The 24,136-nt window shown below is 65.9% G+C and carries 12 protein-coding genes; 9 read left to right on the top strand and 3 right to left on the bottom strand.

Annotation, left to right across the window (positions count from 1 at the left end):
* Positions 1-295 precede the first annotated feature (295 nt).
* Positions 296-13,060, top strand: a complete 12,765-nt coding sequence (locus ACPTTC_RS23470) for a filamentous haemagglutinin family protein (protein ID WP_423395704.1) — start codon at positions 296-298, stop codon at positions 13,058-13,060.
* A gap of 451 nt (positions 13,061-13,511) precedes the next feature.
* Here the strand turns inward: ACPTTC_RS23470 and ACPTTC_RS23475 are convergent, their stop codons facing one another.
* Positions 13,512-14,846 (bottom strand): substrate-binding domain-containing protein, encoded by a 1,335-nt coding sequence (locus ACPTTC_RS23475; RefSeq protein ID WP_423394116.1) that lies wholly within the window; start codon positions 14,844-14,846, stop codon positions 13,512-13,514.
* 638 nt (positions 14,847-15,484) lie between these two features.
* On the opposite strand from ACPTTC_RS23475, the gene gspF reads away from it, so the two are divergent.
* Positions 15,485-16,702, top strand: coding sequence for a type II secretion system inner membrane protein GspF (gspF, locus tag ACPTTC_RS23480; RefSeq protein WP_423394117.1), 1,218 nt, complete (start codon positions 15,485-15,487; stop codon positions 16,700-16,702).
* An 11-nt stretch (positions 16,703-16,713) separates the two neighbouring features.
* On the opposite strand, the gene ACPTTC_RS23485 is transcribed toward gspF, so the two are convergent.
* Positions 16,714-17,160 carry a type II secretion system protein N gene (locus ACPTTC_RS23485; protein WP_423394118.1) on the bottom strand — a complete coding sequence of 149 codons (447 nt, stop codon included), beginning with the start codon at positions 17,158-17,160 and terminating at the stop codon, positions 16,714-16,716.
* Between the two features lie 73 nt (positions 17,161-17,233).
* On the opposite strand from ACPTTC_RS23485, the gene gspG reads away from it, so the two are divergent.
* From gspG to ACPTTC_RS23515, 6 genes are all read left to right on the top strand, one after another.
* Positions 17,234-17,713 carry a type II secretion system major pseudopilin GspG gene (gene gspG / locus ACPTTC_RS23490; protein ID WP_423395705.1) on the top strand — a complete coding sequence of 160 codons (480 nt, stop codon included), beginning with the start codon at positions 17,234-17,236 and terminating at the stop codon, positions 17,711-17,713.
* Positions 17,714-17,717: 4 nt separating this feature from the next.
* Entirely contained in the window at positions 17,718-18,221 is a 504-nt protein-coding gene (locus tag ACPTTC_RS23495; RefSeq protein WP_423394119.1) for a GspH/FimT family pseudopilin, read from the top strand.
* 182 nt (positions 18,222-18,403) lie between these two features.
* Positions 18,404-19,150, top strand: a complete 747-nt coding sequence (locus ACPTTC_RS23500; protein WP_423394120.1) for a secretin and TonB N-terminal domain-containing protein — start codon at positions 18,404-18,406, stop codon at positions 19,148-19,150.
* Positions 19,151-19,156: 6 nt separating this feature from the next.
* Positions 19,157-19,705: an RNA polymerase sigma factor gene (locus ACPTTC_RS23505; RefSeq protein WP_175968668.1), complete on the top strand. Its 549-nt coding sequence runs from the start codon at positions 19,157-19,159 to the stop codon at positions 19,703-19,705.
* 11 nt (positions 19,706-19,716) lie between these two features.
* The gene (locus tag ACPTTC_RS23510; protein ID WP_423394121.1) at positions 19,717-20,712 is read left to right on the top strand and encodes a FecR family protein; all 996 of its coding nucleotides are present in this window, start codon (positions 19,717-19,719) and stop codon (positions 20,710-20,712) included.
* A 258-nt stretch (positions 20,713-20,970) separates the two neighbouring features.
* Positions 20,971-21,222 (top strand): FecR/PupR family sigma factor regulator, encoded by a 252-nt coding sequence (locus ACPTTC_RS23515; protein ID WP_423394122.1) that lies wholly within the window; start codon positions 20,971-20,973, stop codon positions 21,220-21,222.
* Between the two features lie 276 nt (positions 21,223-21,498).
* Here ACPTTC_RS23515 and ACPTTC_RS23520 read toward each other — a convergent pair whose 3' ends face one another.
* A complete protein-coding gene (locus ACPTTC_RS23520) occupies positions 21,499-22,323 on the bottom strand; it encodes a hypothetical protein (protein WP_423394123.1) in 825 nt (274 codons plus the stop codon).
* Positions 22,324-22,463: 140 nt separating this feature from the next.
* Between ACPTTC_RS23520 and ACPTTC_RS23525 the strand changes: the two genes are divergently transcribed.
* Positions 22,464-24,131: a type II toxin-antitoxin system Phd/YefM family antitoxin gene (locus tag ACPTTC_RS23525; protein ID WP_423394124.1), complete on the top strand. Its 1,668-nt coding sequence runs from the start codon at positions 22,464-22,466 to the stop codon at positions 24,129-24,131.
* Positions 24,132-24,136 lie beyond the last annotated feature (5 nt).

Raw genomic sequence — 24,136 nt, forward strand, 5'->3', positions numbered from 1 at the left:
AAAGCTACGGACCTTTCTCGTGCGGCCCGAATGGTCCGTAACACCCGCCACGCCGCTGCCATCGGGCCTTCGTATGTTCTTGGGATTCCAGTGGCCGGGTTCGATCCCGGTTGCAACGACCCAGCGCGAAAACGGATCGGCGCCGCCTTGGGCACGAGCGTCGTCCAGCGCAATTTCATAGGATTCGGGGTGAAGAATGGCAGCACGCGCACGCACGGCACGACAACCTGACGCGACGGGCTCCCGCCCGGTCCTGAAATCGGAACTGCGGCCGCTGGTCCGGGTCGTGGCCTTGATGCTGCTGGCGGGTGCGTCCGCGCACGTGCCAGCGGCCGGCATCATGAACCTCGGGGCGGCGGCCGCGCGTGCATCGGGCGGCGGCGCGGGCGGTGCCGGCGGCGCGCCGGGCATGCCGAATCTGGGCGTGTCGGCGCAGCAGGCGCTGCAGGCGAGCCAGCCTTCGATCCGCAACCTCGGGTATGCCGCGCAGGCGATCGCCGCGCAGATTGCCGCGCAGCAGAACGCGGCCGCGGCGGCGGCGAAGCTGCCGTCGAGCGTGCCGAACGGGCTCGCGCCGGGCGGGCTGCAGGTGGCGGCCGGCGCGTCGAGCGATACGAACAATCCGGTGCTGTGGTTCAACGCGAACGCGCCGACGCAGAACGTCGACAGCAGCGGGCACGTGAACGTCGACGTCAAGCAGACCGGGCAGAACGCGGTGCTGACGTGGGAGACGATGAACGTCGGCCGGCAGACGACGCTGAATTTCGACCAGTCGGGCGGTACGCAGACGAACGGCGCGAACAACTGGGCCGTGCTGAACCGGATCAACGATCCGAGCGGCAGGCCGAGCCAGATTCTCGGGAACATCACCGCGCAGGGGGCGGTGTATGTGATCAACCGGAATGGGGTGTTGTTCGGTGCGGGGTCGCAGGTCAACGTGCATTCGCTGGTTGCTTCGTCGCTGAACCTGCTCGACATGAAGAACCAGCTCGTGCCGACGCCTGCGGGGATTGTCGCGAGTAACCAGCAGTTCCTGAGCTTGCCGGCGGGGACGACGGGCGGGCTGGCGTATCCGCAGTCGGGGAGTTCGGGCGGGGTGGCGGGGTCGGTGGGCACGCCGAACGAGGTGCTGGGACTCGGTAACAAGGTGGCGCTCACGGGTACGTACCAGGCACCGGGCGATGTGACGATCGAGCAAGGTGCGTCGATCACGACTCATACCAACGGTACGGCGAGCGACGGCGGCTTCGTGCTGGTCGCCGCGCCGAACGTGACGAACGCGGGCAGCATCTCGGCGACGTCGGGGCAGGTCGTGCTCGCGGCGGGCGTGGGGGTGAGCCTGCGGCCCAACGGAGGTGGAGCCTCGGGCAATCCGCAAGTCCTGCTGCCGGAACTGAGCGGGCAGATCGTGACGGTCGATCCGGCCACTGGTGCGACAATCGACGTCACGCCCGCCGGCACACTGACGAACACGGGTATCGTGCAGGCCGCGCGCGGCAACGTAAACCTGCTCGGCAGCCGGGTCGCACAGAACGGCGTGGTGGGCGTGACGACGAGCGTGAATACGCCGGGGACGATCACGATCTCTACCGCGGACGAGTATGCGTCGAACAATCCGCTGGGCAATCCTTATACCGGTTCGACGCCGGTCACGGGCGGCGCCGGCGGCGCCGACAACGTCAATCGCGCCGGTCTGCTGAGCTTCGGACCGGGATCGGTGACGACCGTGCTGCCGGACAACAACGGCCAGACCGCGACGTCGACGCCCGGTACGACGTTCACGCCGGGCGGTATCACGATGACGGCAGGTTCCGTGTGGTTCCAGGGCGGCTCGCTGATCGAGGCACCGGGCTCGAACGTGTCGGTGACGGCCTATGCGCCGTCGGTCGTGACGAACAAGGTGCCGGGCCAGACGGCCGTGCCGGGCCGGATCTACGTGGACGACGGCGCGACGATCGACGTATCGGGGCTGGCGAACGTGCAGGTGCCGATTTCGCAAACGCTCGTGACGGTCGACCGGATCGGCCAGAACGAGCTGGCCGATTCGCCGCTGCTGCGCAACAGCTTCCTGTTCGGGCTGAAAGGTGTCGTCGTCGACAGCACCCTGACTGGCACGCGCAGCGACGGCGTGCAGTGGGTCGGCAGCCCGATCCTGAACCTGTCGGGCTACGTGAACCTGATTCCGCGTACCGTCGACCAGTTGCTGACCAACGGCGGCACGATCACGCTGTCCGGCAACGAGGTGATGACCGCGGCGGGTTCGTCGATGAACCTGAACGGCGGGTATGTGCATTACGACGGCGGGATCGTCAACACGACGCGGCTCGTCGATGCCAACGGCGCGATCGTGCCGATCGGGCAGGCGAGCCCTTACGACAACTATGTCGGCATCGCCGGGCAATTCATCGAGAACCACCCGCGCTGGGGCGTGACGAAGTCCTGGTACAACCCGCTGCTGACGAGCGGCACCTACCAGTCCGATTACATCGTCGGCGGCAATGCCGGCACGCTCGACCTGTTCGCGTCGCAGGCGCTGGTGCTCGATGGGGACATCAGCGCGCAGTCGTTCGGCGGCGCGAAACAGATGCAGGGCAACAGCCTGCCTTCCGGCGGGACGTTCAACCTCGGCGCAGATCCGAAACTGGCCGGCAACGCGCTGGCCGGGATGACGTGGAACAGTGCGGCCAACACCACGTCGCTGCCGCTCAATGCCCTCTCGGGACTGACGATCCTGCAGGATGCGGCGCCGCAACTGGGCGCACTGATGCCGGGTTTCTCGATCGAGACGCCGCTCGACAAGAACGCTTCGCAATCGCTGGCCGCCAACGATCCGAACAACTTGCCGGCGACGCGGGTGGTACCGGTCGCGATGCTGAACAACGGCGGTTTCGCGAACCTGAACTTGACCGAGGACAAGAGCGCGGGCAAGGGCATCGTGGTGGCGCAGGGCACGCAACTGAACCTGCAGCCGGGCGGTTCGATCTCGTTCAACAGCCCAGCAGTTGGCGCCGATGTGAATGTCGCGGGGCGGCTGTCCGCGCCGTCCGGCTCGATTTCGATCACGAGCGGTGGCAATGTCGTAGTCGGGCCGCAGGGCGTAATCAGCGCCGCCGGGCAGTGGGTGAACAACGATGTGCTGGCCGCGCCTGGCACGACACCTGGCAACAGCCAGTTCATCAACGGCGGCAGCATCTCGCTGTCGGCGACGCAGCAGGGAGCGATTGTCGTGAACGGCAGCAACGTGGACACGACGGGGTCGATCCTGTTGCGACCGGGAAGTGTGCTCGATGTATCGAGCGGCGGCGAAATGCTCGCGAACGGCCAGTTGTTGCTCCAGAATGGCGTGCCGGCCGGGCGCGGGGGCAACGTCGCGTTACAGACCTACGCGGCGCCGCTGGCGACGCAGCAGTTCGGTCATACGCGCGACAGCGGTTCGCCCCTGCCCTCGACACAACCGATGGCGGGTACCATCGCCATGGACGGCACGATCCTGAGCGAAGGTTTTTCGGGGGGCGGCACGTTGACGCTCGAGGCGCTCGGTTTCAGGATCGGTGGAGATCGGTCGGCGGCATCGCCGTGGGATGTGTATCTCCCCGAGAGCTTTTTCTCGCAACAAGGCTTCGGCAAGTACGTGCTGAACGCGTACTACGATTCGACCGTCGCACCCGGAGCGGCAGTCTCGCTGACTCAGTTGAACCGCATTCCGGATGCACTGGCGCTCCAGCAAACAAGCTCGGGCACGAATCTGTCGGCTGGCGACCTGACGACGATCGGTCAACTCGACGCATATCACCGGCAACCGACAAACCTCGTGTTGACGGGCGGAAACTACGTGGTGTGGCAAAGCACGCCGGACAGCCCGCCGCCGTCGTATTCGGGCGTGACCGGCGCGGTTACGCTGTCGTCCGGCGCATCGATCAACGCGGATGCGGGTGCGAGCGTTGTTCTCGCATCGCCCAAGCAGGTCACGGTACTCGGGTCGGTGGTCGCACCGGGTGGGTCGATCGTGCTAAGTGCCGATACCGGAACCACGACCGCCCAGCCGGGGCAACTCAATGTCTTCACGCCGAGCAACAGCCGGTCCGTCTGGCTCGGCTCCGATGCGACGCTCGACGTATCGGGCGTCGCGCTCGCCAATCCGCTTGCCGCGCCGGTCAAGCTCGGTGGAGCGACTGTCTCGCCGAACGTGGGGAAGGTACTCCCGGGCGGTTCGGTGACGCTATCGAGCGATTCGGGTTACGTGGTCACGCAAGCCGGTTCGAAGATCGATGTGTCGGGCTCATCGGCGAACTTCGACCGGTTACAGACGAACGGGACGTACGCATCTCAGCCGGTATGGAGCGATGCCGGCTCGATCACGTTGTCTGCAGCCTATGGACTCTTTGCGGACGGTACGCTGGCCGGCTTCGGTGGCGCGGCGCAGGCTCGTGGCGGCACGCTGACGATCCTGCCGCATCAGAACGGCAGCTCGGCCGGCGCGACGGCGCTCGTCGTGCGGCAGGGCGGAACGCTCGTTCCCGCCGGGTTGGCACCCGGCCAGGAATTCTCGATCGCGGTCGATCCGACCACCGGACAGCCGATCGGTCAGCCGACGGGAGTGATCCAGTTCGCGGCCGATCACCTGAACGACTCGGGCATCGCGAATCTCGTGCTGGGCGACAGTACGCCGTCTCCGATTCCGGTGTCGCCGATCGTGTTTGCCGGCAACGTGAATCTGACGCTGCCAGAGTCGGTGACGCTGAATACCGGGCGCATCGCGGCAATCGGAATGGACCAGCTCTCGACGCTGCTGTCTACTCCGGCGAACGGTAATGCGGCACTGGTGAACCTGCTCGCGCAGCCGCCAGCGCATTCGCTCGGCACGACGGTAGCGATCAACGCACCTTATGTTGCCCTGGCAGGGCCGACGGCAACCTCGTCGACTCCCGCATTTGCGCCGGTCGCGACGCTGTCCGATGCGACGCTGAATGTGAACGCGTCGTTCCTTGACCTGCGCAATCAGTTGCAGTTGAACAATTTCGGTCTGGCGAACCTCACGAGCAGTGGCGATATCCGGCTCAGTTCGACCAGCGCGGCGCAGAGCGGCCCCGTCGGGCTGGCGCCCGGCATGCTGTACACGCCCGGCAACGTGACGTTCAAGGCAGCGGACGTGTATCCGGCGACCGGTAGCACGTTCATCGTCGACGCGGTCGGCCCGGTCGATTCGGCTACCGGCAAGCCCGCACCGACCACCGTCACGTTCGCCACGAACGGTTCATCCGGCACGCCGTTGTCAGCCGGCGGCATGCTTCTTGTCGACGCGACGAACATCGTGCAGGGCGGCACCGTACGCGCACCGTCCGGGACACTCGTATTCGGCGTCGGCGACCCGACGAACAGTGCGACGCAGAAGCAGTTCGGCAACCTGCCGCTCGTGGCGACGGATTCGGTGACGTTCACCAACGGCAGCGTAACGTCAGTTTCGAACGGCGGATCGATCATTCCGTACGGCACGACGGTCGACGGCGTCGAATGGCAGTTCAATCCGCTTGCGGGCACGACGGCGTCCGATCTGAATGCGCCGCCGGCCAAGTACATCGGCGTGAACGGCAGTAGCGTTGCGCTCAACAAGGGCGCGACGATCGACTTGTCCGGCGGCGGTGACCTGCAGGCTGCCGAATGGGTGCCGGGCACGGGCGGCACGCGCGATGTGCTGTCGCAATACAACGTGAGCTACGCGAGCGGCAAGGGTGCAACGGCGGTACCGGTCAATGCGGGCGGCGGGAACGTCTATGCGATCGTGCCGGGCGCGCAATCGCCGGTTGCCGCATACGATCCGCTGTTCGCACAGACTGTGCAGCCAGCCGTCGCCAGCAACGGTACGGCGACGACCAAGACCGCGACGCTCGGCGTCGGCCAGGCGGGGATGAACGACGCGATCGGCAAGGCCGTGTACCTGTCCGGCGTGCCGGGCCTCGCGCCCGGCTATTACACACTGCTGCCGGGCAAGTACGCGACGCTGCCGGGCGCCTATCGCGTGACGGTATCGTCCGCGACCGGCAACGTCGTCCCCGGCGCGTCACAGGTGCTGCCGGACGGCACCGTCATGACGGCCGGGTATTTCGCCGATGCCGTGACGGGCGGCCGCAGCGCGACGCCGACGCTCTTCAACGTGCAGTCGGGCGCGACTTGGCAGCAGTATTCGCAATACACGGTGAAGGGCGCGAACGCTTTCTTCACCGCGCAGGCCGCGAAGCAGGGCAACGTGACGCCGCCGCTGCCGGTAGACGGTGGCCAGCTCGTGCTGGCTGCAACGAAGGCGCTCGCACTCGGCGCGACGCTGAACGCGGCGGCAGGGGCGGGTGGCGCACCGGCGGAGGTCGACATCGCGTCGCAGGATATCCAGATCACCGGCAACGGCAGCGCGGCGTTGCCAGGCTATCTGCAGATCGGCGGCGATGCGCTCGATTCGTTGAACGCCGGTAGCCTGTTGATCGGCGGCACGCGCGCGGCGACGACGAAGGGTGTGACGATCACGCCGATCGCGAACAGCGTGGTGGTGTCGAACGACGCCAACTCGTCGTTGAAGGGCCCGGAGATCCTGCTCGTGACGAAGACCGACGCGAGCGGCACGGATGCGAACGCGTCGAACGGCTTGCGTGTCGACGCGGGCGCGTCGATCGTGGCTGCCGGCGACTATCCGGCGGCGAAGGACCAGCCGATCACGATTACCGGCGATGGTGCGCTGCTGCGCGTGTCGAACGGTGCAATGGCGCCGCTCACGCGCACGGGTGGCACCGGCACGGGGCTGCTGACGGTCGGTGCAGGCGCGACGTTGTCGGGCGGCCAGGCGCTGATGCTCGATTCGTCGGGCAATCTGAAAGTCGATCCGAGTGCGGTGCTGTCGGGCAAAGCGATTACCGTGGATGGCTCGGCGATCACGTTCACGAATGCGAGCGGTGCGACCGCGGCGAACCTGCCGGGCTTCGTGATCGATCCGGCCGGACTCGCGCAGCTCGCCAACGCGGATCTCGTCACGCTGCGCAGCTATGGCGCGATGGGCTTCGTCGGTGACGTGAGTGCGACGTTCGGCAAGAGCGTCGACCTGAGCGCGGGCACGTTCACGAGCGATGGCGGCCACGTCACGCTGAACGGGCAGCAGATCGCGTTCACGAACGAGACGGGTGCACCCGGCAGCGTGGCCGCGACGGGCAGCGGTACGCTGACGGTCAATGCGAAGGAGATCGACTTCGGTACGGGCGCCAAGACGCTCAACGGATTTTCATCGGCGAACATGGCCGCGAGCGGCGGCATCGTCGGGCAAGGCACGGGGACGTTCGATTTCGGCGCATTGCCGGTGACGCTCAACGCCCCAGTGTATCTGGCCGATACGAGTTCCGCGTCGACCGTGAAGACGACGGGTGCGCTGACGTTGAACGGCGCAGCGGGTACCGCGTTGACGAAAACGCCGGTTGGTGGCGCGTGGCATTTCGTCGGTGGCACGCTCGCCGACAACGGCGCGACGATTACCGCGCCGGCCGGCAACGTGAGCCTCGAGGCGACGACCGGCAACCTGACGATCGGCAGTGGGTCGACGCTCAGTTCCGCCGGCGTGTCGAAGCAGTTCTTCGATGTGACGCAGTACGCGCCGGCCGGTTCGATCATCCTGACCGCCGATGCCGGGACGGTCGATGTGCAATCGGGCACGACGCTCGATTTCTCGGGCGCGAAAGGCGGCGGCGCGGCGGGCAGCCTGACGCTGTCGGCGCCGAAGCAGGTCGTGAATCTCAACGGCACGATCAAGGGCGGTGCGACGAACGGTTATGCCGGCGGATCGCTGTCACTCGACATGGCCGGCGCAACCCATCTCGATTCGCTGGCACAGACGCTCGCGTCGAGCGGCGTGAACCAGTCGATCGCCGTTCACACGAAGTCGGGCAACCTCACGCTGTCCGCCGGCAACGCGCTGACCGCGCGCTCGGTATCGCTGACCGCCGACGGCGGCGCGGGCAATGCGTCGGATACGGCGAACGGCAACGTGAACGTGCTGGGCACGATCGACGCGTCGGGCAAGGCGGGCGGGCAGATCGACCTGTACGGGCGCAGCGGCGTCGATGTCGAGGGCACGTTGCTCGCGCGCAGTTCCGATCCGACGCAGCGCGGCGGCAAGGTGAACATCGGTACGAGCGCGGTGTTCGATCCGACGGTGGCGAACCCGTACAACGCGACCTACGGCTACGAGAACATCGATCCGTCGCGTTCCGGGCTGATCCGTGTCGGCGCGAACGCGCTGATCGACGTGTCGGGCGGAACGGCCGGCGGGCTGTCGGGCGGCACCGTGAATTTCCGCGCGCCGCTGCTCGCGGACGGCAGCGTGGATGTCCAGTTGCCGAATTCGTTCAACAGCGGCAAAGGCATCGTCGGTTCCCGCGCGACGACGCTCGAAGCGTATGCGACGTGGAGCACGACCGATGCGACGTCGGGCGCGCAGCACTTCGACGGCATCGTCGATCCGGCAGGCTGGTACGACAGCAATGGGCATTTGCTGGCCGGTACGTTCACGGCGCAAGGCACCAATCCACCCACTTTATCGTTCACGCCGGACGCGAACGGCGACGGTGGCGGCACGCTGACGAACAACGCGACCGGCGCACAGGTGACGCTCACGGGGAGCCAGTCAGACCTGGATTCGCTGTACAACGGTGTGGTGTCGATTGGCTTCCCTGGGATGAGCGGCGCGTACTTCGTGCCGACGACCGCGAACGCCGATCATCAGAATTACTACGGCGGGCAGATCGTCACGGCGAGTGACGGCACGCTGTCGATGACGCCCGGCACGCTGATGGGCTTCATTCAAAGCGGGCTCGGTGCGAATGGGCCGACGCTGCAAGGGGCGGCATCGGGCATCGCGAATTTCCGCGTTGCGCCGGGGATCGAGTTCGACAACCCGAGCACCACGATAAACGGCGGCAACATCTCGATCCTGTCGAACTGGAATCTCGGCGCAGGGCTGCCGAACAACCACGGGACGATCGATCCGTCGTATCGCTATAACGGGACGGTTGCGCCGATGCTGACGTTCCGGGCGATAAACAATTTCGATGCGCAAGCGAGCATTACCGACGGGTTCTTCCAGAGCCAGGTTGCGACGATTCTTGGGGCGGCAGGCAATGCCGGTGCGACGGGAACGTATGCCGCGGCGCTGGCGTTATACAACAGCCTGGCTTCGCTGGACGATCCGACGTCGATTACCGTGCAATTGACCGACGGTACGACTCAGTCTTTGTCCTCGTTCGGCAGCAATCCGGGGAATCCGCTATATGATCCCAATATGGCGCTGAGCGCACCGCTCATAAAGCAGTCCGCTGATTACTATTCTGATTATCTTGGATATGCGAATGCGTGGGGTGGATATTTCAATCTGTGGCAAAACGGAAATTTCTTTGGAAATTATCCGCTCCATGTGATGCCATATTCTCCATTATTGAATCCTGCTCCATTGTATTCTTCTTATTCGTCGTATCAGGATTATTCGAATGCATATTCGGATTGGTTGAGTGGCTACAATGTGCTATCCATTACTGGATTTGTTAAGAATGGTGTGGTTATTGCCAAGAAATTCGGTACACCATCTTCTCCATTCATTTCTTCAAATCCTGTGGACTACGGTTCCTATCTTTCGTTGTATGTGAATACATATTTCAGTGCAATTTCCACCACTGTATCTGGTGCTAGTGTATTGGTGCATCCAAATAATGCCTTCAGTTTTGTATATGCACCGATCGCCCCACTTTCTATTCCGGACACCGGGATTTCCAATATTGGAAACCTGCCGGGTAACTTGCCGGCGAATGTTGCGACCTCCAACAACCCGTTGCCTGTCGGTTTTGCCACACTCCTTGGAGGACAAAGCTCGTCATTCCGCATGGTCGGCGGCGCCGATCTGGCGAGCGCAAATCCGCTTGCCGTGCAGCCGATTGCCGCATTCGATGCCGGCGGCGCACCGTCCGGCAACGTTACGCTGAATCAGCACACGACCTATGTCGATTCGAAGGGGTTGGCGTTGCTTCAGCCGACGACGATTCGGACCGGCACAGGATCGATCGATATTGCTGCAGGCAACGATTTCGTGCTGGCGGATACGACCGCACCGGGCGTGGTCTATACGGCGGGTACGCCGGCACAGGGCTCGCCTGCGCTGGGTAATACCTCTGCGATCGTGAGTGGGGGCTCGGGCCTGCAAGACATTCTGGTCACGCCGACCGTGAATCCTGATTCGGCTGGCGATATTTCGATTCGTGTGCAGGGCGATATCAACGGCATCCAGAACGTGACCGATGCGACAGGTGCGGCAACCGGCGGAGCCGGGAACAGTATCAGCCAGTATTGGTGGCAGTGGATGCAGATCACCCCGGGGGCAACCGCGAGTGGCTCGACAATCGTCGCCCCGTTGACCCGATCGTCGATCGATTTCGGTGCATTCGACCAAGGCGTGATGAGCGTTGGCGGCAACGTATCGATCAGCGCCGGCGGCAATATCTCGGACCTGGCAGTGTCGCTGCCAACCACGTGGTATCTGAACGGAAGCGGCAAGCCTGTTACGGTCGGCGGCGGAAATCTGACGGTGCGAGCGGGGGGCGATATCCTGAGCGGCGACTACTTCGTCGCGAAGGGGACGGGAACGATATCGGCTGGAGGAAGTATCGGATCGGATATCTCTACCGCGTCCTGGATGCCTGGGGGCGCGCCGATGGCCGTGTCGACAGTGCTTGCGACGCAGGACGGGATATTCAACGTCGCTGCTCGACAAGGGGTCGATATCGGCGCCGTACTGAATCCCTCTTATTCGAGCAGTTATACGCAGAGCGGCGGCCAATCGACGGCAGTCGTCAATCTCAGCGGTTACGGCCAGTATCCTGACGGCCAGGGCTATTCGCCGACTTCTGCGGTCAATGCGCTCTCCACAACCGGCGACATCCGGCTTGGCTCGCTTGGCGGCATGTGGACTGGCGCGAACGGCGTGTTGCCAGCCAGCATGAATCTGACTGCTTTCAGCGGAGCGATAGATATCCAATCCGGCGGGGCGCTCTATCCGTCGGCTGTTGGCCAGTTGAATCTGGTCGCGGACCAGTCGGTGTATCTCTCCAATGTAGCGGCCAGATGGTCCAACGTCGCATTGCCCAATACGTTCGGTTTGTCCGACGCCGATCCCTCGCAGATGCCGTCGCCAACGAACCCGCAAGCGCAAGTCAGCATTCCGGCGTTGACAGACGTGACGCTTGCCGCGCACGCGACTGGCGCCCTTCACGGCGACGATGCGCTGCCTGCGCGGGTCTATAGTTTGAACGGCAGTATCGTCAACGGCGGGATAGATACATCGAGTAGCGGTGACGGCTTCTACCAGAATCTCGTTACGCTTTCGATCGATAAGCCCGCGCTTCTGCAAGCTGGACAGGACATCGTCAACCTGGCGTTCTGGGGGCAGAATCTGCGAAGCTCGGACGTGACGCGCGTCGTGGCTGGGCGGGACATTTACGACACGCCGATTTCGACGACCGCAGGCGCGGTGCCGGTACTGGAGGTCGGCGGGCCCGGCTGGTTCGACGTGCAGGCGGGACGCAACATCGGTCCATTAACGAGTCAGGGTGAGTTGTACGGCAAGAGCGCGAATACAGGCGCGCTCACGCATCCGTTCACGGGTATCGACGCAGTCGGCAATGCGAACAATCCGAACCTGCCGCACGAGAGCGCGAACGTCAACGTGCTGTTTGGCGTTGGGCCTGGCGTCGACCTGCCGGGTTTCGTTTCGACCTATATCGCACCAGGCAGCGCTGTTGCCGGTGTGCCGAGTGCGACGCCCGCATTGATCGCGTTCATGGAGCAGTACGACGCCGGGCTTGGCGTCGATACGGGATTGCAGGTGGACAAGGACGCCGCGCAGTTGAAGGTCGGCCAGTTGACGGCTGACGACGCATGGAAGCAATTCCAGGCATTGCCGTCTTACGTCCAGCAGCTTTTCGCGGAAAAGGTGCTGTTCGGCGTGCTGGCGCAAGTCGGTGCGGACTTCAACGACCCGGCGAGCCGGTACAGTGGCCAGTATTCGCGAGGTTACCAGGCGATCAACACGCTGTTCCCCGCGTCGTTCGGATACACGGCGAACAATCTGGGAGGCGGCTCGAACGGGGCGAACAAGTCTGCCAGCACGGGCAATCTCGATATCCGCAGTACGACCATCCAGACGCAGCAAGGCGGCGACGTGACGATCCTCGGGCCGGGTGGGCAGGCGCTCGTCGGTAGTACGACGGCGCCGCCGCAGATCGTTAGCAGTGACGGGAGTGTCGTCGCAGGCCCCGGCACGATGGGGATCCTGACGCTCGAGAAGGGCAACGTCGACATCTTCACGGACCAAAGCGTGCTGCTCGCGCAGAGCCGGATCTTCACCGAGCAGGGCGGCGACATGACGATCTGGAGTTCGAACGGCGACATCAACGCAGGCAAGGGTGCGAAGACATCGGCGGACACGCCCGCGCCGCAGTATGTCTGCGATGCGAACCACTACTGCACGGTTGATTCGCGCGGGCAGGTGACGGGGGCTGGGATCGCGACGCTGCAGAGCATCCCGGGCGCACCGAAGGGCACGGTCAACCTGATCGCGCCGCGCGGTACGGTCGATGCCGGCGATGCGGGCATTCGCGCGGGCAACCTCAACGTCGCCGCGTTGCGTGTCGTGAATGCGGACAATATCCAGGTAACGGGCAAGGCAACCGGTATTCCACTCGTTCAGGCTGTGAATACGGGCGCGCTGACGGCCGCGAGTTCGGCGGCGTCGGCAGCGAGCCAGGTCGCGCAGGACATTGCGAAGAACAATGCGTCGGGTGTCGCTCCGCGTCGCTGGACGATCAGTGTGCAGGTCGAGGGCTTCGGGGACAGCGGTCCGGATGGCGGATCGAAGCGACGCAGATCGGAGCAGGTTGGTTACGATGCGTCGAATTCGGTTTCGCTGTTGGGGTTTGGCGCGGCCGGACCGACTCAGCGGACGCTACTTAGCAAGGAGGAACTCGGGAAGTTGAACCGGTTCTGACCCGGCTGCATCGGTATCGATGCAGCTGAATGAGAAGAGAATGCCTCGCCTCGCATGGGCGGGGCATTTTGTTTTCAGACGTCGAACCGGATGCGTCCGGTTTGTCTGTTTCGTCATGCCAGTGGCCTGGATTTCCGGAAAATCGGAACGGGAGTTCTGACGCGAACCGCGCGCGTTGCCGGTCACGGGTCAACCGCAGCCTCGGGCGGGTGAGTGGTACGAGTCGACGATAAGCGATTGCTTCTCAGGGGGTTGTGGGTGACCGGCGTCGTATTGCAAGAGGCTGTTGCATGGAAAGCCCGCCTCAGGATACTGCCGGCGGGTTCAACGGCAGGCGGCGACTCATCGATGCTGTCGGTATCTTGGGACCTGAAACGGCAAATAAAAAACCGACCTCGATGACTCGAGGTCGGTGCACGGTATTGCTCGGTGTGGACGGATCTGCTGCTGATTACCGACCGTTGATGGGAGCGCAGGCCACTGCGTCGCCGATGTCCAGGTTGTTCTTGCTCGAGTTGCTCAGGAAGTTTGCCGAGATTGCAGTCTGGAAGCCCGACGGCACGGTATCGAAACCGTTGCCGTGCACGACCGAAGCGTTGCTTGAGCTCGTGTAGTGGTTGTTCAGGAAGCTCTGAACATTCGATGCGACGGTCGGGTCGGCATAGCACTGGCTCAGGATGATCTGGCTCGTGCCGGAAACGGGATAGCCGGAGGCGGGGTTAGCCAGCTGGTTGTAGGCCGTACCGGACACCGGCACCCACTGCGTCGGATCCGAAGCGGCCGCCTTGGTCGACGGTGCGGTGGTCGTGTTGACTGCCGTCGTCGCGTTCGAATACGTCGGCGCGTAGTATGCCTTGGCCGTCGTGTTATAGAGGCTGGCGAGCGGAAGCTGCAGCGCGCCCGACGGCGTCACGACCGTGCTTTGCGATGCGATGTACGTGTTCGTGTAATCCGGGCTCAGGTACGCGACAGCAGCCGGCGCGGAGGTGGCCGACGACAACGACGAGAGCGAAGCGCGCACACCGCCGCTGCCCGAAGCGCCGACGAAGTTCGACGGCACGCCCGACGGGAACGCAGTCGTGTTCGCGAACGTCAGCGAATCGACGAACTTGACGCCCGAAGCCGTGTTGGCGGTCGTGCAGACGGCAGCCAGGTGGCGGGTCAGCAGTTCGGTCGTGCCGCTGCCGTCCGTGCGATAGACGACCGTGATCGGTGCGTTCAGCGAGTAGTTGCCGCCTTCCGGATTGACGACCTGGTTCCAGTTCGTCAGCTTGCCCGAGAAGATGCCGCACAGGTCGTCGTCGTTCAGCGCGATGCTGTGCGCTTGGTTCGGCGTCGTTTGCGGCGTCTTCACGCTCGTCACGGCCGGGCCGTTGACGACGGGAATCGTGATTGCCGTCACGATGTACGGAATCTGAATCAGCGGGCCGCTGTTCGCGCCGACCGTGCTGGCCTTGTAGGCCGTGACCTGGGCGGTCGTGAGTGCCGCATCGCTGTTCGCGAAGTCGACCGTGCCCGTGACACCCGCGCCGAGGTACGTCGGCTGGTTGTTCAGGAATGCGTTCTGGCCGGCGCCCGAGCCGACCGAGTAGTACGTGAACGTGGCGTTGGACGTGCCGAACAGGCCGATTTCACCCGAAGCCGGCGAGTTGGCGCCGATCGTCGGTGCGACGAGCGACGAACCGCCACCTTGAATCAGCGGGCCTGCGGCCATCGCGACCGATGCACCCATGCCCGAAACGACGAGAGCGAGGACTTGACAGATCTTGCGCTTGCTGGATTTCATTTGAAATTTCCTTGGACGAAGATAAACGGGAAGCCTGCTGCTGCGGTTTGAATACCGTGTAGACCGCCGGCTAAATGTAGGTGGGAATCCGTATGGCGCGTGTGAATTTTTAATAACGAATGGTACGTAACATTTTTGGCGAGTTTGCCAATGCGTTATCCAGATTGGCTGGTGGTAAATCGGGATCGATTCGTGGAATGAGCGATTCCCAGATGTTGGGAAGACGGGGCATGCCGTGGCGGCGCGATGCGCCGCAGGCGTGTTGGCGAGCACGGCAGCGCTACCGTAACAACAAGTCAGTTTCGTGGCGGGTACTGCCGAACATTTCTTCCATAAGTGCATCGAAAATCCGATCCGGATATTCCGAGGGGCGATTGAACGGCTTTATCAGGCGATTCATGATTTGCGATCGTAGAATGGATAATTGTTGAATAAATTTCGGCATCGATCAGAGTGAAATCGTTTCTCCTATATAAGAACGGCGATCAAAAGTCATAAAGCCGGCCAAACCAAAAAAGGTAGCCCACCATCCGTCACAAATCTGCGCCGGTTCGCTCCGTAGTCTTCTTCGGCGACTCCGTCCGACGCGTTGCACGACGTCGCCGAGCAAGTCGCACACGTGACACGAGGGCACAGACATGTCGGCATTCCGTTACGAAGCGATCGATCCCACCGGCCGCACGCTGAAAGGCGTACTCGAAGCCGACAGCGCGCGCGCCGGCCGCAGCCACCTGCGCACGCAGGGCCTCACGCCGCTCGTGGTCGAACTCGCCGCGCAGCGCCGGCACGGCGAGCGTCATCAACGCCTGTCGCTCGGCCGCAAGCTGTCGCAGCGCGAGCAGGCGATCATCACGCGCCAGCTCGCGAGCCTGCTGGTCGCGGGGCTGCCGCTCGACGAATCGTTGTCGGTGCTGAGCGAGCAGGCCGAGCGCGAGTACGTGCGCGAGCTGATGGCGTCGATCCGCGCGGAAGTCGTCGGCGGCCATTCGTTCGCGAATGCGTTGAGCCAGCATCCACGCGATTTCCCGGAGATCTACCGCGCACTCGTCGCGGCCGGCGAGCACACGGGCAAGCTCGGCATCGTGCTGTCGCGCCTCGCGGACTACATCGAGCAAAGCAACGCGCTGAAGCAGAAGATCCTGCTCGCGTTCACGTATCCGGGCATCGTCACGCTGATCGCGTTCGGCATCGTCACGTTCCTGCTGAGCTACGTGGTGCCGCAGGTGGCGAACGTGTTCACCAGCACGAAGCAGCAGTTGCCGACGCTGACGGTCGCGATGATGGCGTTGTCCGATTTCGTGCGGCACTGGTGGTGGGCGTCGCTGCTCGCGACGATTGCGCTCGTCTTCGCGATCCGCAAGGTGCTGTCACAGGAAGGGCCGCGGCTGAAGTTCGATCATTGGCTGCTGAGCGCGCCGCTCGCCGGCAAGCTGGTGCGCGGCTACAACACGGTGCGTTTTGCGAGCACGCTCGGTATCCTCACCGCAGCCGGCGTGCCGATCCTGCGCGCGTTGCAGGCGGCCGGCGAAACACTATCGAACCGCGCAATGAGCGCGAACGTCGACGATGCGATCGTGCGCGTGCGAGAAGGCTCGGCGCTGTCGCGTGCGCTGGCCCATACGAAGACGTTCCCGCCGGTGCTCGTGCACCTGATCCGCTCGGGCGAGGCGACCGGCGACGTGACGACGATGCTCGACCGCGCATCCGAAGGCGAATCGCGCGAACTGGAGCGCCGCACGATGTTCCTGACGAGCCTGCTCGAGCCGCTGCTGATCCTGGCGATGGGCGGCGTGGTGCTCGTGATCGTGCTCGCGGTGATGATGCCGATCATCGAGCTGAACAACATGGTGCAGTGATGCGCGGCGGCTCAGCGCACGAACGCGTTGGCCTTCTGCACGGCGGGCAGCGCGATCTCGCGTTGCAGGCCGTTGCGGTCGACGACGATCGAGCGCGCGCGCACTTCAGCGAGCTTCGCGGCTTCGCCGATCACCGAACCGATCCGCACGACACGCGCCGCTTCGCCGCCGACGCTGACGATCGCGGCCGCGCGGCGCGCATCGAATGCGAGCACGCCGAGCAGCTGGATCGTGTTGCGGTTGTCGTCCGGTTTGGCGCCGAACAGCTGCGCGCCGGCCGTGACGTCGAACGGTGCGGGCGGCGCGGGTTGTGCGAGTGGCGGCGCATCGAGTGTGTTCAGTGCGCGCGCGGCCCACATCGAGACGGCGACGAGCGCCGCGCCGGCCGCAAGCGTCGCGACGAGCGGCAGCGGATCGATGCGCGACGCAACGGTGCGAAGCAGGGCGAACGGTTTCATGGCAACGAGTGGGTTCGATGGGTTCGATGAACAGGGAACGGTTTCCATTCTTTGACGCAAGGGTGAATGCATGATGACGCGCCACGAAGAAGTCCGGAGGTTGCACGCCGGCCGGCCGCATGACAGTGCGCGCCGACGTGTGCAACGCGGCTTCACGCTGATCGAGATCATGGTGGTGGTCGCGATCCTCGGGATTCTCGCGGCGCTGATCGTGCCGAAGATCATGAGCCGTCCCGACGAGGCGCGCCGCATCGCCGCGAAGCAGGACATCGGCACGATGATGCAGTCGCTCAACCTGTATCGACTCGACAACGGCCGCTACCCGTCGCAGGAGCAGGGGCTCACTGCACTGATCCAGAAGCCGGCGACCGATCCGGTGCCGAACAACTGGAAGGACGGCGGTTATCTGGAGCGCTTGCCCAAGGATCCATGGGGCAACCCGTATCAATACCTGAACCCGGGCGCGCACGGCGCGATCGACGTGTTCAGCTACGGCGCGGACGGCAAGCCGGGCGGCGAGGGGAACGATGCGGACATCGGCTCGTGGCAGTAACGGCATGACGCTCGCACGCGTCAGGCAACGGCGTCCGCTCGCGTCGCGCCGCGCGGCAGGCTTCACGCTGCTGGAGATGCTCGTCGTGCTCGTGATCGTCGGGCTGCTGGTCGCGGTCGTGACGCTCGCGCCGTCGCGCAATCGCCGCACGGATCTCGCAGAGGAAGCGCAGCGGCTCGCGAACCTGCTCGAATCGGCCGGCGACGAAGCGCAGGTGCGGTCGATCCCGATCGCATGGCAGCCGATCGGCGGAGGCTATCGCTTCGTGCAGCGTACCGAAAGCGGCGCCTGGGCACCGATGAGCGACGACATGTATCGCGCACGCCGCTGGGGCGCCGAAGTGACGGGCGTGTCGGTGCGGTACACCGGCGGCGGTGAAGTGCCGTCGCGCGTCGTGCTCGGCAGTGAGGGCATCGACGTGCCCGTGACGATCACGTTATGGTCCGGCGACGTGCGGATGGCCGTCGTCGGCACGGGCATCGGCAACTTCGTCGTGCGCCGGCTTTGAACGACGCCCGGCGCCCGGCGTGCTCGCGATGCGAGAACGCGCCGCGATTGAATCGCACCGCTGCACGCTTCACCTGACTGTCACAGTGCCCGCTCACAATCTGACGTTCGTTTGCCGCGGAACCGCTCACGGGGGTGCGCGTTTCGCCGGCGACGTGCAACTCCACTTCCGTCCAGGGATTCATGACTCGTTCACGGGCGCCGACCGGTGTCCTGGCGCTCGTCGCGTGGCTGGCGTTCGTCGTGCCGTGCATGCACGGCATACACGCGCAGGAGACCGGTTCCATGGTCCGCCGGCCGGGCAGCGTGGTGCGTTTCGATCTGCCCGCGCAGCCGCTCGCGAAGACCTTGCAGGACTTCGCGCGGCTCACCGAGCTGATCGTGCTGGCGCCGGCGCCGCTGCTCGACGGGCGCACGAGTGCGCCGGTCCAGGGCGAATTCACGCCGCGCGACGCGCTCGAGCGGATGCTGGCCGGAACGGGGTTGCGTGCGGAATTCTCGCGCCCGGACGAAGCGATCATCGTCGCACAGCCGGCCGCCGAGCAGGCGCCCGCGACGGCCGACACGCCGGCGGATGCGGCCTTGCCGATCGACGGGATCGGCGATTCCGACGATCGGCGCGCGTTCGCGGGCCTGCTGCAGGCGCGTCTGATCGATGCGCTCTGCGCGCAGCCGGGAGCCGTACCGGGGAGCTATCGACTCGTCGCGCAGGTGCGCATCGACAACAGGGGGGCGGTGGTGGCGGTCAACATGGTGGCATCGAGCGGTTCGGCCGCCCGCGACGCGGCGGTGATGCGCGCGCTGCGCGCATTGAAGCTGGACGACGCGCCGCCTGCGGACCTGCCGCAGCCGGTCACGATCCTGCTGCGGCCGTCCGGCAACGGCGTGCATTTCCGCTGTCCGGCGCCGCAGCCGGCTGTCCGGGGCTAGGCCGCGATGACCGACAGCAACCGCACCGGGCTCAGGAAGCTGCTGGCGACGCGCTACGCGTACCTGGTCAGGCGCCTCGAACGCGTGACCGGGTCGAAGGACGGCGCCGCCGACGCGCTGCACGAAACCTGGCTGCGTCTCGAGAACGCGAACGTCTCCACCCAGGTGACGAACGCGGACGCCTATATACTCGGGATGGCGAACAATGTCGCGATCGACCAGCATCGCCGCGAGCGCCGGCATCTGCACGACGACGATGTCGAGACGCTGCTCGAGATGCCCGACGAACTGGCCGATCCGGAGCGCATCGTCGCGGCGCGCCGCAAGGTCGAGACACTGAAGGACGTGCTGCGCGGCCTGCCGCCGCGGCGCCGCGCGATCCTGCTGGCCGCCCGCGTGGACGGCCTGCTGAACCGCGAGATCGCCGAGCATTTCGGCATTTCGCTGCGGCTCGTCGAAAGCGAGCTGAGTGCGGCAATGAAGTACTGCCTGCAGCGCATGCAGGAAGACGGCGATCCGTACCCGGGCACGCGAGGCGGCCCGCGTAAATTTTGAGCATCAGGACGATGACGAAAGCCCAGGCCGAACCTGCCCACGACGAACTCGACGAAGCGAGTGCGTGGCTGCTGCGTCTGCGCTCGGGAGACGCGAGCCAGGCCGAAGCCGACGCGTTCGAGCGCTGGTGCGCCGATCGTCCGCAAGCCGCCGATCTGCTGCGCGATACCTGGCGCTCGCTGCGCACGGCGGCGACCGAGCTCGCGCACGAGGAACGGGCGGCCGCTGCCTGGGCAAACGTTGCAAAACGCGAGCGCACGATGCGCACCGGGCGGCGCGCGTTCATCGGCTTCGCCGTCGCGGCCGGCGCGTCGTGGCTCGCGTTGCGCCCGCCGATGCAGTTGTGGCCGTCGCTCGGCGATCTCGCGGCCGATTACCACACGGGCACCGGCGAACAGCGCAGCGTCGCGCTGTCGTCACGCGTGACGGTGGAGCTGAATACGCAGACGCGCCTCGACGTACTGGCCGCGAGCGATGCCGCGCACGGCGTCGAAGTCGTCGCCGGCGAGGCGGAGATCGATGCGGCTGCGCCGCCGGCCGACCGCGCGACACCGATCCGGCCCGTCACCGTGGTGGCGGGCGGCGGCCGCATGCAGGCGACCGTCGCGCGCTTCAACGTGCGGCGCACCGGCTCGCAGGTCTGCGTGACCTGCCTCTCCGGTACGGTCGCGCTCGAGCATCCGCGCGGCGCGCGCACGCTGACGGCCGACGATCAGGTCGTGTACGACGATCGCGGCGTGCAGCCCGTGTCGCGGATCGATCCGGGCGCGGTCAGCGCATGGCGGCGCGGGATGCTGGTGTTCAACGGCGTGCCGCTATCCGACGTCGTCGACGAGATCAATCGCTACCGGCGCGGCAAGGTCATCCTGCGCAGTGCGTCGCTCGGCGAAAACCGGATGCAGGCACAGTTCCCGATCACGCGGCTCGACGACGTGATCGACATGGTCGGCCGTCTGTATGGCGCGCACATCACGCGCCTGCCCGGCAACATCGTGCTGCTGAGCTGACCCGCTTCCCGCGCCTCATTTCCCCCGTCTTTCTCCCGCCGGCGATGCGTTCGCGTTGCTTCCGGCTGTCCGCGCATTGCGGTTTACGGCCGTCCGATACGACTTGATCAATGAGGGCCGGCAAACGCCGGGCCGTCTGTCATGGCGGCCCGGCGTGACGTCGTCGGACCCGAGGCGTGGGTGGCAAGCGCCCCGGCCGTGCAGCGATGCGCGGTGCGGGGGATGTGTGTCGATGGAGCTTCGGGCGGTGGCGTGATCATGAACGAATCGCAACGGGATACGGATCCCGGCGACGCGAATACGCGCGCCGATGCGATCCGCGAGGGCGCGGTGCGCTGGTTGCTGTGGTTGCGCGCCGGCGACACGACGGAACAGGAACGCGACGCTTTCGCGCGCTGGCGCGCGCAGAGCGGCGAGCATGCACGCACGGTCCGCGAGCTGATCTGGATGTGGGCCCTGCTGGATACGGTCGGCCGCCAGGCGCCCGGCGGGCCGACGCGTACGCATTGATACGGCGGCGTTTCGCGCGCGCACCGGTGCGGTGCGCAATCGCGCACGCGCTCGCGCACGCGCTCGCGCTCGCGCTGAAAGAAAGTATGCGGGTTATGCGGGCTCGCTTCGACCTTGTATATGAGAGAGCGAGGGGGCTGTGCGGAGGGGCTGGCAAGCGGAGACCGGGGAACGGGGGCCTGAATGGGCCCCCGGATCACCGCTCGCGCATGGCGGCGGGTGCGTGCCGAGTCCGCGCCGGCCGCGTCAGGAAAGCCCGGATTCACGACTCGGGATTCAGGATGGCGCCCCTGGCTGCACGCCGGCGCGTGCGCCGTTCCAGGCGGCGTCGAGCGGATCGCCGGCATCGCGCAGCGGCTCGCGCAGAAAGGGAAAGCGTTCGACGAACGGTGCGGATTCTTGCAGGGCCACGATATGGTTGACCATCCATTGCAGCAGCTCGCCGCCGTGCCGGACCTGTTCCGGCCGCCAGTCCGGCATCGTCGAGAAGAGGGCCGAGAAGCCGCTCCAGCGCGACGGTCGGTCGTTGTCGCCGGGCCGGAAATAGGTGTTCATCGCGACGTCGTGCGCGTCGGTGAGCGCGCCGACGAAGAGCCCGTGCGGTGTCGGCACGCCGATCTGCCGCCAGCCTTCGGCGAGCGCCAGCGAGCGCATCACGCGCGCGGCGACGAACGCGATGCGCGTTTCAGGTTCGATTTCCGCCAGCGACATCACGCCGTTGCGCTGCATGCAGCGCGCGACCGCGTGCGGCCGGATCACGTTCGACGCGAAGCTGCGCAGCACGAGGTCGGGCACCGTCAGTTGAAGCTGGAATTCGCGCAGGCCATGCTCGGCGCTCATCGTCGAGAAGTTGACGAACAACCCTTCGGCATGACCGAGCGCGCCGACGTACGGCTCGAGCCCAAGGCGCGCGAGCTTCGGCGCGATCTGGCGTTCGAGCAGCCGCATCAGGTTGCGGCGGTTGCGCACGCCCGTGAAATCGTCGAGGCCGCGCGTGACGACGTCGCTGATTTCCCAGCGGCGCTCGTCGGCGACGAGCCGCGGGGAGCCGCTCAGGTCGAACCGGGCGCGGCCATGGGCCACGCGGGGATCTACGTACATGCCGGTGCCTCGTGCATCGATTGCGGGCGGACCGCCGCGGCGGCGCGCCGTCGCGCGGGTCCGGTCGCCCACGATGCTGCGGCGTCGCAGGCGGCCCGTCAAGTGCGCGTGTGCCCGGCTGAACAGTGTGGAGTGACGGGATGATGCGCACGATTGTGGAACGCTTCGTCGAACAGAGCCCGATGACGATCATGGCGCGGCTCGTGCTGCAGTGCGCGCTGCACGACGACTGGATCGACATGGCGGCCGACGCGGACGAAGAACCCGACGACGAGTCGATCCGCGAGACGCTGTTCGCGCTGGCGGTCGACGCGATCGCGGCGATTGCCGCGCAGGCGCAGACGCCGGCATCGCCGATGCCGCATGGGATGCCCGGCCACGCATCGCCCGCGTCCGGCGCCGCGGTGGCCGCGCTTCACGACGGCATGAGCCGCTGGCGCGCCGGCTGGGGGCGTGCGCTCGTCAGGGACAGCGTCGATCTGCTGTTGCCCGTCGCGGCGGCGCGGGCGGACGAACGCGGGCGCACGCTCGGCGGGATGCGGCTGCGCGTGCTGGATGGCGCGGGCGCCGGTTGTGCGCCTGGCCGGGCCGGTTGCGACTGCGGCCGCGCGTGCGACGACCCGGCGCGTGACGCGGCGCCGGGCCTGGCGAGCGCGCGAGTGATGCCGGTCTACGATCCCGAGCTTGCGATGATCGTCGACCTGCTGCCGGTCGAGCGCGACCGCTCGCACGAACGGGCATTCGTCGGCGCGCTGCTGGAAACCGTCAGGCCTGGCGAGCTGTGGATGATCGACGGCCGTTTCGATATCGACGCGATCGTGTCGGGCTGGCCGCGCCGCGGCGGCGCATTCGTGCTGCGCGACGACGGCGGCGCGGCCGCGTGCCGGCCGCTCGGTGGCTGGCGCGATGCCGGCCTGCTCGACGGCGGTGACGTTCGCGAGCAGGCCGTCGGCATGGTGGGCGACGGTGAAGCGGCCGGCACGCTCAGGCGGATCGAATGGCGCGGCCACGGGCTCGCCGGCGCTCCGGGCGCGACGGTCACGGTGCTGACGAACCTGCCGGTCGAACCGTTCGACGCATGCCAGGTGATGCAGCTGGCGCGCCGGCGCTGGCGCGATGCGCTGCCGTTTTCGCTCGATTCGGTCCTCGGTGGCGCGTTGTTCGGCAGCGTGCCGGCCCGCGCGTCGCTGCTCGCGAGCGGCATCGCGGCACTTGCCTACAACGCGTTCAGCGTGATGACGCGCGTCGTCGGTGGCGCGCTCGGCCTGGACGAACGCGACGCGGAACGCGTGCCGTCGCAGATCGCCGACGGCGTCACGGCCACTTATGCCGGGATGATGATCGCGCTGCCGCCCGACTGGTGGCGCCGCTACGACCAGTTGCCCGCGGCGACGCTCGGCCAGATCGTGCGGATGCTCGCCGTGCACGTCGATCCGCGCAGCGAGCGGCGCAGGCGCCGCGACAACCGGCTGTCCGCGAAGTCGCAGGCGCTGCTGCGCGCGGCGACGCTCGAACACCTGCTGCATGACGACGCCGGCGATCCGGCCGCGAACGTGTTCAGCCTGCGCACGATCGCGATGGCGACGCGCGACTTCAGCAGCAATCCGTCGAAGGCGCTGCGGCATGCCGGCGAGGCGCTCGTGATGGTCACCAAATACAACCGGCCGATCGCGCTGCTCGTATCGATCGACGACTGGAACCGGCTGCTCGGCGAAGTGCGCGAGACGAGTCTCACGCGGCTGTCGTTCGACTGCGCGGCGGCGCAGGGCATGCGTTCGGTCGCGCTGAGCGAATCGTCGCTGAACTAGCCGAC

The sequence above is a fragment of the Burkholderia mycopellens genome, from assembly GCF_964265025.1.
Lineage (GTDB): Bacteria > Pseudomonadota > Gammaproteobacteria > Burkholderiales > Burkholderiaceae > Burkholderia.

Bases quoted from the DNA above. Each gene is read 5' to 3' on its own strand.
- ACPTTC_RS23470 (WP_423395704.1), top strand. From the start codon at position 296: ATGCTGCTGGCGGGTGCGTCCGCGCACGTGCCAGCGGCCGGCATCATG.
- ACPTTC_RS23475 (WP_423394116.1), bottom strand. From the start codon at position 14,846: ATGAAATCCAGCAAGCGCAAGATCTGTCAAGTCCTCGCTCTCGTCGTT.
- gspF (WP_423394117.1), top strand. From the start codon at position 15,485: ATGTCGGCATTCCGTTACGAAGCGATCGATCCCACCGGCCGCACGCTG.
- ACPTTC_RS23485 (WP_423394118.1), bottom strand. From the start codon at position 17,160: ATGAAACCGTTCGCCCTGCTTCGCACCGTTGCGTCGCGCATCGATCCG.
- gspG (WP_423395705.1), top strand. From the start codon at position 17,234: ATGACGCGCCACGAAGAAGTCCGGAGGTTGCACGCCGGCCGGCCGCAT.
- ACPTTC_RS23495 (WP_423394119.1), top strand. From the start codon at position 17,718: ATGACGCTCGCACGCGTCAGGCAACGGCGTCCGCTCGCGTCGCGCCGC.
- ACPTTC_RS23500 (WP_423394120.1), top strand. From the start codon at position 18,404: ATGACTCGTTCACGGGCGCCGACCGGTGTCCTGGCGCTCGTCGCGTGG.
- ACPTTC_RS23505 (WP_175968668.1), top strand. From the start codon at position 19,157: ATGACCGACAGCAACCGCACCGGGCTCAGGAAGCTGCTGGCGACGCGC.
- ACPTTC_RS23510 (WP_423394121.1), top strand. From the start codon at position 19,717: ATGACGAAAGCCCAGGCCGAACCTGCCCACGACGAACTCGACGAAGCG.
- ACPTTC_RS23515 (WP_423394122.1), top strand. From the start codon at position 20,971: ATGAACGAATCGCAACGGGATACGGATCCCGGCGACGCGAATACGCGC.
- ACPTTC_RS23520 (WP_423394123.1), bottom strand. From the start codon at position 22,323: ATGTACGTAGATCCCCGCGTGGCCCATGGCCGCGCCCGGTTCGACCTG.
- ACPTTC_RS23525 (WP_423394124.1), top strand. From the start codon at position 22,464: ATGATGCGCACGATTGTGGAACGCTTCGTCGAACAGAGCCCGATGACG.